The 12,883-nt window shown below is 58.3% G+C and carries 8 protein-coding genes; 4 read left to right on the top strand and 4 right to left on the bottom strand.

Annotated features, from left to right (window positions below; genetic code table 11):
- Positions 1 to 10: 10 nt before the first annotated feature.
- A complete protein-coding gene (locus ACSIPU_RS04380; RefSeq protein ID WP_004103181.1) occupies positions 11 to 469 on the top strand; it encodes a (2Fe-2S)-binding protein in 459 nt (152 codons plus the stop codon).
- A 65-nt stretch (positions 470 to 534) separates the two neighbouring features.
- The gene (locus tag ACSIPU_RS04375; protein WP_049593016.1) at positions 535 to 1,140 is read left to right on the top strand and encodes a CTP--molybdopterin cytidylyltransferase; all 606 of its coding nucleotides are present in this window, start codon (positions 535 to 537) and stop codon (positions 1,138 to 1,140) included.
- A gap of 74 nt (positions 1,141 to 1,214) precedes the next feature.
- Here ACSIPU_RS04375 and fdhF read toward each other — a convergent pair whose 3' ends face one another.
- Both fdhF and ACSIPU_RS04365 read right to left on the bottom strand, forming a co-directional pair.
- Positions 1,215 to 3,362, bottom strand: coding sequence for a formate dehydrogenase subunit alpha (gene fdhF / locus ACSIPU_RS04370; protein ID WP_077254309.1), 2,148 nt, complete (start codon positions 3,360 to 3,362; stop codon positions 1,215 to 1,217).
- Positions 3,363 to 3,495: 133 nt separating this feature from the next.
- Positions 3,496 to 4,971, bottom strand: coding sequence for a nucleobase:cation symporter-2 family protein (locus ACSIPU_RS04365; RefSeq protein ID WP_004103176.1), 1,476 nt, complete (start codon positions 4,969 to 4,971; stop codon positions 3,496 to 3,498).
- Positions 4,972 to 5,481: 510 nt separating this feature from the next.
- Between ACSIPU_RS04365 and ygfT the strand changes: the two genes are divergently transcribed.
- On the top strand, positions 5,482 to 7,422 hold the full coding sequence (gene ygfT, locus ACSIPU_RS04360; RefSeq protein ID WP_196089954.1) for a formate-dependent uric acid utilization protein YgfT: 1,941 nt from the start codon (positions 5,482 to 5,484) through the stop codon (positions 7,420 to 7,422).
- Positions 7,419 to 7,895, top strand: coding sequence for a 4Fe-4S dicluster domain-containing protein (locus tag ACSIPU_RS04355; protein WP_004103174.1), 477 nt, complete (start codon positions 7,419 to 7,421; stop codon positions 7,893 to 7,895). The genes ygfT and ACSIPU_RS04355 overlap by 4 nt, the downstream gene beginning before the upstream one ends.
- A gap of 98 nt (positions 7,896 to 7,993) precedes the next feature.
- Here ACSIPU_RS04355 and ssnA read toward each other — a convergent pair whose 3' ends face one another.
- Together ssnA and ygfK are read right to left on the bottom strand one after the other, a co-directional pair.
- A complete protein-coding gene (ssnA, locus tag ACSIPU_RS04350) occupies positions 7,994 to 9,325 on the bottom strand; it encodes a putative aminohydrolase SsnA (protein ID WP_164852917.1) in 1,332 nt (443 codons plus the stop codon).
- 2 nt (positions 9,326 to 9,327) lie between these two features.
- Complete coding sequence (gene ygfK, locus ACSIPU_RS04345) at positions 9,328 to 12,432, bottom strand: putative selenate reductase subunit YgfK (protein ID WP_004113677.1); 3,105 nt, start codon at positions 12,430 to 12,432, stop codon at positions 9,328 to 9,330.
- Positions 12,433 to 12,883: the final 451 nt, after the last annotated feature.

Below are 12,883 nucleotides of genomic sequence, written 5' to 3'. Positions count from 1 at the left end.
AGCCATGAACATGAACCATATTGAGCTAAAAGTGAATGGCATCCGCATTGCCCGCGATGTTAAAGACAATGTCCGCCTGATCGATTTTCTACGTGAAGATCTCAAGTTAACCGGCACCAAAGAGGGCTGTTCGGTGGGTGAGTGCGGCGCCTGCACCGTCATTCTGGACGGAAAATCGGTCTGCTCCTGCCTGCTGCTGGCCGCCCAGTGCAACGGGGCGGAGGTCACCACCGTCGAAGCGCTGCATCACGATCCGGTCGGCAAAAAATTGCAGAATGCCTTTATTCGTCACGGCGGCGTTCAGTGCGGCTTCTGCACCCCCGGCGTATTGATGAGCGCTAAAGCGCTGCTGGATGCCAACCCGGCCCCCAGCGACGATGAGCTGAAAGAGGCGCTGGAAGGGAATATCTGCCGCTGTACGGGATATCAGCCGATCATCACCTCGATTAAAGCCGTGCTGAAATCCTGACCATCGTAAGCGCCGCCGTCGCCAGTTGACGGCGGCGCTTTTTCGGCTGCAGGAGGAGGATGACAATGAGAAAAAAAGTCGATAAGCAGTGCATTATGCTGGCTGCCGGGCTCTCAAGCCGCATGGGCAAGTGGAAAATGATGATGCCGTGGGGTGAAGGAACGATTCTGGATAGCGCCCTTGCCAGCGCCCTGGCGTTCTGCGATCGGGTGGTGCTGGTCACGGGGTTTCGCGGCGATGAGTTGGCCGCGTGCTATCAGGACCATCCGGGCGTTGAGGTGGTCTTTAACCCGCGATATCAGGAGGGCATGTTCTCTTCGATTCAGTGCGGGGTGAGCCATATCCGCGCTTCGCGTTTCTTTCTGGCGCTGGGCGATATGCCGGAGGTCACGCCGGGCGTATACCGCAGGCTATGGGCCAACGCCGACGCGGAAAGCTGCCTCATTCCGGCTTACGATCGCGGAAAAGGCCACCCGGTACTTCTGCCGCAGCGGGCGATATCTTTGATTAACCACGCGGCGGAAGAGGCCACCCTGAGGGAGGTCATCGGTCAGATGGCAGTACGCGTTATCCCGGTGGAGAATCAGGGAATTCACTGGGATGTAGACACTCCGCAGCAGTATCTTGCGGTCGCGCGCCGCTGCCGCAAGGATCTGACGGCTGTCGGATAGCGTTGATGGACGTCACCAGAAAAAATAAGCAGAGACAATATCGCCCCGGGGATTGACCGCCGGGGCGATATTTTTTACCCCGCGGCGCTTTCGCGCAGGCGGGCTTTCAGCTTGCTGTATTCCTCAATGACGTACCTTTCGGCGGCTTGCCGATCGGCAATGCGCTCAACGTTAACGGCGCAGTACTTGTACTCCGGGGTTTTGGTTATCGGGCTGAGATTCTCGGTGACCAGCTCGTTGCAGGCGCCGATCCACCATTGATAGGTCATATAGACGGCCCCTTTATTCGGCCTGTCGCTGATCTTCGCCCGGGAAATCACCTTGCCTTTGCGCGAGTTAACCCACACCAGCTCTTCGTCCTCAATGCCGAGACGTTTTGCGTCGGCGGTGTTGATCTGGATGTAGCCCGGTTCGTCCGCCAGTTTGGCCAGCGCCGCGCAGTTGCCGGTCATCGAACGGCAAGAGTAGTGGCCCACTTCGCGCACCGTGGAGAGCACCAGTGGATACTCGTCGCTCAGCTTATCGATCGGCGCTTGCCATTCGCAGGTGAAGAACTGCGCCAGCCCGTTCGGGGTGGAGAAACGTTCCGCAAACAGATACGAAGTGCCCTGGTCCGCCTCCGACTCGTCGCGACACGGCCACTGCACGTAGCCCAGTTCCCCCATTTTCTCGTAGGTCGCGCCGAAGAAGTTGGGGCACAGGTGGCGGAGTTCATCCCAGATCTGCTGGGTGTTGTCGTACTTCATCGGATAACCCATACGGGTGGCGATCTCACAGATGATCTGCCAGTCGGTTTTCAGATCCCACTTCGGCTCTACCGCCTTGAAAAACCGCTGGAAGCCGCGGTCCGCTGCGGTATAGACGCCTTCATGCTCACCCCATGAGGTCGAGGGCAGAATCACATCGGCCGCCGCGGCGGTTTTGGTCATAAAGATATCCTGGACGATGACCAGCTCCATCTCTTCGAAGGCCTGACGCACGGCGGAAAGCTCGGCATCGGTCTGGAGCGGATCCTCTCCCATGATATACGCCGCCCGCACTTCGCCGTGCGCTACGCGGTGCGGCAGCTCGCTGATGCGGTAGCCAGGGTTCTCCGGCAGGCTCCCGACGCCCCAGGCTTTGGCGAACTTTTGCCGATTCTCCGGAAATTTCACGTACTGATAGCCGGGATAGGTGTCCGGCAGCGCCCCCATGTCGCAGGCGCCCTGGACGTTATTCTGGCCGCGCACCGGATTAACGCCGACGTGCGGTTTCCCCAGATTGCCAGTGAGGATCGCCAGGCTGGTCAGGGAACGCACCGTTTCAACGCCCTGCCAGAACTGGGTCACGCCCATTCCCCACAGAATCATGGCGTTTCCGGCGGTGGCATACAGCCGCGCGCATTCGCGAATCTGCCTGGCGCTGACGCCGGTGATGGCTTCCACCGACTCCGGCGTATAGCCTTCGACGATTTTGCGATACGCTTCGAAACCTTCGGAACGCCCGGCGACAAAGGATTTATCGTAGAGATCCTCTGCAATAATCACCTGCCCGATGGCGTTGAGCAGCGCAATATTGGAACCGTTTTTCAGGGCCAGATGCAGGTCGGCAATGCGCGCGGTTTCGATTTTGCGCGGATCGCAGACGATGATTTTGGCCCCGTTGCGTTTAGCATTGAGGATGTGATTCGCCACGATCGGGTGCGAATCCGCCGGGTTATAGCCGAAAATAAACACCAGATCGGTATTATCGATCTCGGTGATGGCATTACTCATTGCGCCGTTGCCGACCGACTGGTGCAGACCTGCAACCGAAGGGCCGTGTCAGACGCGTGCGCAGCAGTCGACGTTATTGGTACCAATAACGGCGCGCGCAAATTTTTGCATGATGTAGTTGGTTTCGTTGCCGGTGGCGCGCGAAGAGCCGGTGGTCTGAATCGCGTCCGGTCCGTATTTCGCCTTGATGTCGCTGAGGCGATTTGCCACATAATCGAGCGCTTCGTCCCAGGAGACGGATTCCAGTTTGCCGCCGCGCTGGCGGCGGATCATAGGGGTTTTCAGGCGCGGCGTGAGGATCTGCGGGTCGTCAATAAAATCCCAGCCGTAGTAGCCCTTAAGGCACAGAGTGCCCTGATTGTTTTTCCCCATCGCGGCGTCGGCGCGGGTAATTTTTCCCTCCTCTACCGTGAGCTGCATTTTGCAGCCGGAGGCGCAGTAGGGGCAGACGGTCGTTACTCTCTTCATAGCAGTGGTCCTTAAACTTAGAACAGCAGGGCATAACTAAAGCGGCAACTAAGGCCCTGCGCTATTCCCTGCTGCACGACGGGTATCGCCAGCAGCAGCAGGGTGATCAAGGCAAACAGGATTCGGGTGGGCATTACTGTCCCTCCTGGGCTTCTTCAGGCTGTCTCTCCTTCTGAACTTTGCGCAGCAGGAGCCACATTCTGACGGTTCTGACGGCCATATTGCGCGCCGCTGAGCTCGGCGGGGCCGGATCGGGGACCGGCGTTTCGTGGTTAACGCGGAAAGGTACGCTGCCGTTGAGGGTGAGGTTGGCGACGATAGCCGTCAGGGTACCGATGGTGATCCCGCTGTGCAGAAACAGCTGAACCATCGGCGGAAACTGGGTAAACAGATTGGGCACCAGCACCGGCATCATGCCGAGGCCGAGGGTCAACGCCACGACCATGCCGTTATTATTGTTGCGATAGTTCACCTGCCCCAGGGTACGAATACCGGAGACGGCCACCATACCGAACATGACGATGCCTGCGCCGCCGAGGATCGGCTTTGGTATCAGCACCACCAGCGCCGCCATCCTTGAGAACACGCCCATCAGAATCAGAATGATACCGGAGACCGACACCACAAAGCGGCTGCGTACCCCGGTTAAACCGATCAGGCCGACGTTCTGCGCGAACGCGGCGTAGGGAAACAGATTAAAAAAGCCGCAGATAGTGGTCGCGATGCCGCAGGTGTTAAGGCCGTTGCGCAGCATTTTCGCGTCAACTTTTTTCCCGACGATATCCCCGGTCGCCATCATTGAGGACATGGTTTCCACCATGACCACCACCATGACCATTGATAGCAGGGCGACGGGGATAATATGAAATTCAGGTTTGGCAAACGGCATCAGGGTCGGTAGATGGAGCCAGGGTGTGGCGTGGACCAGACTAAAGTCGAGAGGCTTAAAGCAGCTCCAGAGTACGGTGCCGATAATCAGGCCGATCAGTACCGACGTATTTTTCACCACGCCGGAGGCAAAGGTGTAAATATTAAGAATAATCACCAGAGTAATCGCCGCCATCAGCAGCGAGAAGGGGGCGCCAAAGCCGCTCATCTCGCTGCTGCCGCCGCCGATCCACCCGCCAGCGACCGGCATAATAGACATGCCGATAAGCGTGACGATGCTGCCCATGACCACCTTGGGAAAGAAGCGGATGAGCTTGCTAATCCACGGGGCGCAGCAGAGGATGAAAATACCGGAGACGATCACCGCCCCGGAAATACCGCCGATCCCATACTCCTTGCCGATCAACACCATCGGGATCAGCGCGGCGAAGGTACAACCCTGGATTAGCGGCAGCCGACAGCCGAGCCACTTACCGACCCCCAGCGACTGTACGATGGTGGCCGCGCCGCAGATAAACAGGTCGGCGCTAATCAGTAAAATAATGTGCTCCGGCGGGAGCCCTACCGCATTACCCACAACGAGCGGAACCGCCACGGCGCCCGCATACATCACCAGCACGTGCTGTAGTCCATAAAGAATCATTTGCGTAACGGGTAAAACCTCATCAACCGGTGCGGTTGAATGACCGTTGCGTGAGGCGGAATTGGCGATATCTTTCATGAAGTTGTTATCTCCTGTACGACTTCACTCCGTATAAACGTGAACGGAGCCGAAGTTACGATTCGAAGGCCGCTGCCTCCCTGAGCTGATGCGTTCACCAGCGTGTTGCGCGCACGTTGAGTGATATGCGTAAGATGTGCCAAAAATAAATATCCGGAGAATCGAAGAGGAATTGTGTGAAATAACTCACGGGAAAAAGGGCGGAATATCTCTCTGAGGGCCATATCTTTAAATAAGACGCGTTGGCAAAAAATGTGCGCTATCACATTGAGATAGGGACAATCTCATTTTGGTATTACGCACGATACGTTGAATTATCAACATGATTAAATCCAGAACGCAGCGAATAATTTTCCCTCAGCGCGCGTGGATAATTATCTCGCCGTTACGCTGAGGGGCACTTTTTTTTGAGGCGGCTCGCAAAAATGAGCAGCATATGAATACCCTGAAAAAAATCGCCTGATTATTGCATCGCTTCCCGGTGAGTCCTGGAATAATAAAGGGAAGCAAATGAATAAATTTATTGTTGCCGATTCTGCAAACTGTATTGGCTGCCACGCCTGTGAAGTGGCCTGCGTCACCTCTCATCGCCAGGACAGCTGGCCCCAGCAGCGCAGCGACTTTCTGCCACGTATTCGGGTGTTCTTCCACCGCAACGCCAGCAGTGCGACAACCTGCCGCCACTGCAACGACGCTCCGTGCGTCGGCGCTTGCCCGACCCAGGCGCTGATCGTAGCCAACGACAGCGTTCAGTTTACAGAGGCGCTGTGCATCGGCTGTAAAAACTGCGTCATCGCCTGTCCCTTTGGGGCGATTGAGATGGTGGCCAACGATGACGACGCGCCGCAGCTGGCGCAGAAATGCGATCTTTGCCGTCAGCATCCTTCCGGTCAGCAGGCATGCGTGGCCAGCTGTCCAACCCAGGCGCTGCGTCTGATGGATGAAGCCGCGATTAACCAGCTGCGTACCGCGCGGCAGATCCGCTCCGCGCTGGAAACCCCGCTGGAAGCCGTTCGCGGCGTAAGACGTCGGGCGATACTCAATAAACCTCCGCGCGTTGGCGCAAAAAAAGTGCCCGCCGATGACCGCATGCAGCACTTCCGGGAAATCTATCAGCCGCTGAGCGAGTGCGATGCGGAGTACGAGAGCGAACGCTGTCTTTACTGCGCGCAGAAGGCATGGTGCAACTGGACCTGTCCTTTACATAATCATATTCCCGATTTCATTCGCCTGGTGAACGAGGGCAAGATTATCGAGGCGGCGGAGTTATGCCATCAGAGCAGCTCCCTGCCGGAGATTTGCGGCCGGGTCTGTCCACAGGACAGGCTGTGCGAAGGGGCCTGCACGCTCAAGAACGAAGGCGGCTCGGTCGCCATTGGCAACCTTGAGCGCTATATCACCGATACCGCGCTGGCGATGGGCTGGCGGCCGACAATCGGCAAAGTGGCCCCGCGACCGGAGCGGGTGGCGGTGATCGGCGCCGGGCCTGCCGGTCTGGGCTGCGCCGATATTCTCGTGCGCGCGGGCGTGCACGTTGACGTTTTTGACCGTCATCCGGAGATCGGCGGTCTGCTGACCTTCGGTATCCCGCCGTTCAAGCTGGATAAAAAGGTGCTTGAGATGCGCCGCGACATTTTTAGCGCCATGGGCGTCAATTTTCATCTCAATCAGGAGGTGGGTCGCGACGTGGCTTTTGCCGATCTGCTGAAAAACTATGACGCCGTCTTCCTCGGCGTGGGCACCTACGGTCTGATGGCCGCCGGTCTGGAGGGAGAGAACGCCCCCGGCGTGATTCAGGCCCTGCCGTTCCTGATTGCCAGCACCCGCGAGGTGATGGGGCTTGAAGAGAGCGCCGAGTATCCGCTGACCGACATCAAGGGGAAACGCGTGGTGGTGCTTGGCGGGGGAGATACGGCGATGGACTGTCTGCGCACCGCCGTTCGCCGCGGCGCAGCGAGCGTGACCTGCGCTTACCGTCGCGATGAACTGAGTATGCCCGGATCGAAAAAAGAGGTGGTGAACGCGCGGGAAGAGGGCGTGAAATTTGAGTTTAACGTGCAGCCGCAGCGCATTCAGCTCAACCGTAAGGGGCAGGTCTGCGCGGTGGAGATGATCCGCACGAAGATGGGCGAGCCGGGGCCGGACGGCCGCCGCCGGCCGCAGCCGATCCCGGATTCCGGGTTTGAACTTCAAGCCGATGTGCTCATTATGGCGTTTGGCTTTCAGGCTCACGAGATGCCGTGGCTACGCGGCCACGGCATTAAGCTGGACCGCTGGGGGCAGATAGTCACCGGTGGAAAAGGGCGCGGAACGACGCAAACCAGCCATGACAAAATCTTTGCCGGCGGTGACGCCGTGACCGGGGCGGACCTGGTGGTTACCGCCATGGTCGCCGGGCGGCAGGCGGCCAGCGAGATGTTGACGCAATTCAGGGCCCGGGAGGAGATATGACCAGTTTTATCGTTGCCAGTTCGCAGGCCTGCATCGGCTGCAGGACCTGTGAGGTTGCCTGTGCGCTGGAACATGTGGCGCCGGGGGCGGAGTTCCATCCCCGCCTGAAGGTGATGCGCCTCGACGATCTTAGCGTGCCGGTGATGTGTCATCAGTGCGAGAATGCGCCCTGCGTGGGCGCCTGCCCGACCGGGGCGCTGAGTATGGGGGCGGAGAAAGTTGAAGCCGACGGCGGACGCTGCATTGGTTGTCAGAGCTGCGTTGTCGCCTGCCCGTTTGGGGCGATTACCATCGAGGTGGAGGCCGGTCTGACGCCGGTTATCGTCAAGTGCGACCTTTGCGGTACCCGCGAGCGCGGCCCCGCCTGCGTTGATGTCTGCCCGACGGCGGCGCTGAGTATCATGACCGAAGAGCAGCTCAGAGCGCTGCAAAAGCAGCGCAATATCGCTACTGCCGCGCTGCTGTCGCTATAAACGTTGCGCCCGGCGGCGCGTAAGCTGCCGGGTCATTTCACGCGCGCTGTCTGCAAAAAAAACCGGCTTGTCAGGCCGGTTTAGCATTTTTGCACGGGCTATGCGGGGAGCGCATCCATTCGCGCCCACATTTTTTTCGCCACTTTCTGCGCTTCGCGGAATATCGGCTCGCAGTCGAAGCTGAACTGGCGATCCTCGTAGATCATCACGCCGTTCACCATCACGCTGCGCACGCTGTTTGCTCCCAGGCCGAAGGCGATATGTCCGGCGATATTTTCCGCGATCAGCGGCGTCGGCGCCATATAGTCGCAAATGGTGAGGTCCGCTTTATAGCCCGCCTCAAGGCGGCCAAAGTGGGCGTTGAAGTTGCGATTCAACAGTTCATTACCGTTACTCAGCGCCTTCGCGAAGCTGTCCGGCCACAGCGGCCCGCCGGCGTCGCGGTGTTTAAAGAAGGCAAACTTCAGCTCCTCGAACATATCGGAACCAATGCCGTCGGTGCCGAGCGCCAGATTACGGATCTGCGGCAGGTGGTAGTTGTAGCCGACGTGATTGTTCATATTGGAGCGCGCGTTATGCACCAGGAAACCGTCCTGCGCATTGAGCAGCTCCACGTCGGCATCGGAGATATACAGACCGTGAGCAATCAGCGTCTTACTGTTGATAAGGTCGAACTCCGCCAGCCGCACCAGCAGGTCCTTGCCGTAAAGGTGATGGCTGTGAGAAACATCGTAGCGGTCTTCCGCCGCGTGGATATGCAGGCCGCGGCCGGTGGCTTTTAGCGCTTCGCGCAGCATCGCCAGGCCTTCATCAGGCACGGTGAACGGCGCATGGGCGCCGATATGGGCCTCCACCAGATAAGGTTGCTCTCCTTTTTCGCGGGCGGCGTCGATCTCTCTGGCAAAGCGAATGTTCTCCTCAACGCTGTCGCGCAGCTCGCGGCTGCCAAAGTTGCGGTCGGTCGTTTCGAAGCAGGTCATCCCGCGCAGCCCGATTTTGAGAAAAGCGTTGCGCAGCTGGCTCAGGGAGCCAGCGATATAGTGGGGCGACGCATGATGATCGATAACCGCCGTGCAGCCGCTACGCACGGCCTCCATGGCGCAGATCAGACCGCTGTAGAAAAGCGACTCTTCGTCCAGCGCCCGGTCAAGGCGCCACCACAGGTTTTTCAGCGTGGAGATAAAGTCCGGGCTGGGGGCGATATTAGCCTGAATCCCCCGGGACAGGCCGGAATAAAAGTGATTGTGCGAGCAGACCATGCCGGGCATTACCAGTTGCCCGCGCATCTCTTTCACCTGCGCCTGCGGATAGCGCTGGCACAGGCCGGGGCCGACGGCGAGAATTTTATCATCCTCAATGGCAATATCGACGTTCTCCCACACTTTCGCCGGATAGATCTGCGCGGCGGTGGCATTTTTCAGGATCAGGATACTCATACTTCAACGCCTCCCAGGAGATAGCTTTGATGCTGATGAATATGGCTTATGATGCGGCACATGGCGTCGAGCTGGGCCGGTACCTCGTTAAACTGGCCGCGGTCGTTAATTTCCAGCTGCCACGTCTGGTCGTTCTGACGCACTTTGACGCTGGCACCCTCGACGAAGAAGCCCGGATTGGTGCTGTTGACAAAATCCTGCTCGAGGCTGAATACGGTGATTTTGTCTTTATACGGTTTCCCCTGCCACGGGCAGAACTGAGCGCAGTTGCCGCATTCGTTGCAATAAGCGTCCAGGTGCAGGGTCTGGAAACGATTCTGGAACCCCGGGACGGCCACGGAAATATTGGCGCGGTTTGGACAGACGTCGACGCACTTGCTGCACACGTAGTTGCACTCCAGGCAGCGGCTGGCTTCCTGCTCGACAAAAGCCTCGCGCTGGTTTTTATCCACCAGCGTGACGGCGATAGCGCCTTTACGCTGATACACCTTCGCCGGATCGACATTGTTCCAGACTTTATTCCCGTAGCTGCTGGCGATATTCTCCCGCGCCAGGATCACGTCCGTGGCCCGCCGCGCGTTGCCGATAGCGGAGACGATAGAAGAGGGGCCGCGCTGAACGTCGCCAATCAGAAAGACGTTCGGCTTGCTGGTCTCGCCATCGGCGTTGACCACCGGCCAGCCCTGCGGGTCGAGCGGGATCCCCATTGCCGACAGCGCTTCGCCGTCCTGCTGCTCGCCGATGGCGGTAATCAGGGAGTCGACTTTCAGCGTGCGAAGTTCATCGGTTTCTACCGGACGGCGGCGGCCTTTCTCATCCGGCTCGCCCAGCTTCATCACGCGTACGACGAGCGTTCCGTCGGCGTTAAACTGTTCCGGGTTGCATAGCCACTCGAAGTCGACGCCGTCGAGCAGCGCCTCATCGTACTCTTCGCGCCAGGCGGGCATCTCTTGCTGAGAACGGCGATAGACGATGGTTGCGCTCTGCACGCCCGGAACGCGTAGCGCCGCGCGGGCGCAGTCCATCGCGGTATTGCCGGCGCCGACCACGGCCACGCGTTTGCCCAGATCCAGTCGGTCGCCGCGGTTGAACTGGCGCAGGAACTGCAGCGACTTATGCACGTTCTGGTTATCGCCGCGCAGCTTCACGCCGCTGTTTTTATCGGTACCGGTGCCGACCAGCACATAACGAAAACCTTCCGCCTGCAGCTTTTCTACGCTCAGATGCGGGTCGCAGCCGTACTCAATTTTGACGCCGTGGGCGACGACAAAATCGATATCGTGCTGGATAAGCTCGCCGGGAATGCGGAACTGCGGAATGATATTCTGCACCACGCCCCCGGCGTTGGCTTCGCGTTCAAAAACCGTGACCGGATGCCCGGCGCGGGCGAGAAAGTATCCGGCGGCGAGACCCGCAGGGCCTGCGCCGATCACCGCTACCGGGTGCAGGGAGCCGGAGCCCGCGGGTTTGTGCCAGCGGCTGCGGTACTCGTCCCAGCCTTTCTCCAGCGCCACTTTTTTCAGCTCACGAATGTTGAGCGCGCTGTCGTAATCCAGGCGCGTACAGTTGTACTGGCACTGGTGGTCGCAGATATGGCCGGTAATGGCCGGCAACGCGTTACGCTGATAGATTAGCTCCAGCGCGTCGGCGTAGCGATGCTCGCCCAGCAGGCGAATATATTCCGGAATATCCTGCTTAATGGCGCAGGCCGTTACGCAGGGGGCGACGTAGCAGTCAAGCAGCGGCAGGGGCTCGCCGGTATCAATGCGCTCTTCCGGCTTCCACTGTTTCTGGGTGTAGTCCATGCTCACCGCTTTTTCCGCCAGCGCGTTGAGGCGCTCGACGTCGATCTGCGTCATGTTCCAGCCGTCGGCTTTTTCCAGCTCGCGCATGCACTCGCTCAGGCGCAGATATCCTCCCGGCTTCAGCAGGTCGGTGGCCATGGTGATAGGGCGAATGCCGGTTTCGAAAATTTCGCGAATATTCAGCTGGCTGGCGCCGCCGGAATAGGAGATCGGCAGCTTGCCGTCAAACGCCCGCGAGAGCAGGGCGGCCACGTTGATAGATAGCGGGAACAGGGCGCGGCCGGACATATACATTTCATCTCCCGGCAGCGCCCCCTTGTTATTGACGGTGCCGAGGGTGTTGGTCAGCTTGACGCCAAAGCCAAGGCTGCGCTCTTTCGCCAGCGCCATCAGGCGCGTCAGCATCTCCAGTGCCCGGTCGATCTTAAGGTCGTGGTCAAATGACTCTTCGCTAAGGCCGATATAGCCGAAGCCGCAGGCGTCGAGGATCTGGCGTACGCGTGGATAGCCGAGCAGGGTCGGATTGAGCTTCACAAAGGTGTTGAGGTTTTTCTCCGTCAGCATATAGCGGCAGATGGCTTCGATCTCATCCGGCGGACAGCCGTGCATCGTCGAGAGGGTCACCCCTTCCACCAGCCTGGCGGGCACGCGCTGGGCAAGGTTATCGAGCCCGTCTTTGCGCGCGCATGTTGGCAGGCGATCGATAAAGGTTCTATTTTGCAGCCAGCGGTTCAGGGTGTCGCGGTACTGGGCGAATTTAGGATGGGCGGAGGCGTCCATCATATTGTCGATAAATTCCTGCATTGGCGGCTGCTTAATACCGTCAAGGTTGTAGCCAACGCTCATATTGAAAATAAACGACTTGCTCTCTTTATGGGTGCCCAGCGGAAAGACCTGCTCGAGCAGATGCAGCGTGAACCAGGCTTTCAGGTATTCATCCCAGGCTTTCTTGAGGGTAAATTCGGTGGACCATTCGGTGTTAAAGCACTCATCTTCGGCATCGATACAAGGCTTTTCCAGCTCCAGCCGGTCAAGGATCTGTACGGTTTTCAGCTCGATAAACCGCCCGCCGGTGAGCCATGCGGTAATGATGTTTTGCGCCAGCTGGGTATGCGGCCCGGCTGCCGGGCCGAGCGGCGTCGCACAGCTTTCGCCGAATACGCCGATCGACCTCTGCGCCTGCGGCGTGTAAAACTGTTGCTCGGGAATGCCAAAAATAGTCCGCTGACTCTGATACTCGTCGAAAATGCGCGTTAAAAGCTCCTCAAACGGCACGGGACGCATTATATCTCCCATAACCCTCTCCTTAGATATCATTGTAAGATCGACATTGCCGGTGGTAATAATCCCGACGGATAACGAAAGAGGAGCAACAATCACACCAGTTATTCAAACCGCGGCGGCGAAATAATTAATTTGTGAACCAGGTCGAAACTCGACGATGCCGGGCGAATAATTCCATAGCGGGTAAATGAGAACTCAAATCAATACGCTTTATCATTCGGCGAGATTTCTCAAAATCAGATCCGGAATATCAGAATGATAATTTATGTCGGCTATTCGGCGGTGATTTCAGCAGGCGGCTTATTTTTGCTGCGGCAACAGAGGAAATAATCGATGAGATACCCTCGTTGCAGCGTCAATAGGGCTAACGAAATGACCTGGCTCACAATTTACGATGTAAAATAGCGGCTAAGTATAAATATTGCATAGTTGCTACGGGTCGCTGCGACGCTATTTCTACGCC

Source organism: Klebsiella sp. HN106, assembly GCF_051209435.1.
GTDB lineage: Bacteria > Pseudomonadota > Gammaproteobacteria > Enterobacterales > Enterobacteriaceae > Klebsiella > Klebsiella oxytoca.
The sequence above is the reverse complement of the archived record's forward strand: the minus strand, read 5'-3'. Positions and strand labels throughout refer to the sequence as shown.

Excerpts from the sequence above, each read along its gene's own strand:
- ACSIPU_RS04380 (WP_004103181.1), top strand. The coding sequence starts at position 11 with ATGAACCATATTGAGCTAAAAGTGAATGGCATCCGCATTGCCCGCGAT.
- ygfT (WP_196089954.1), top strand. The coding sequence starts at position 5,482 with ATGAATAAATTTATTGTTGCCGATTCTGCAAACTGTATTGGCTGCCAC.
- ACSIPU_RS04355 (WP_004103174.1), top strand. The coding sequence starts at position 7,419 with ATGACCAGTTTTATCGTTGCCAGTTCGCAGGCCTGCATCGGCTGCAGG.
- ACSIPU_RS04375 (WP_049593016.1), top strand. The coding sequence starts at position 535 with ATGAGAAAAAAAGTCGATAAGCAGTGCATTATGCTGGCTGCCGGGCTC.
- ACSIPU_RS04365 (WP_004103176.1), bottom strand. The coding sequence starts at position 4,971 with ATGAAAGATATCGCCAATTCCGCCTCACGCAACGGTCATTCAACCGCA.
- ygfK (WP_004113677.1), bottom strand. The coding sequence starts at position 12,432 with ATGGGAGATATAATGCGTCCCGTGCCGTTTGAGGAGCTTTTAACGCGC.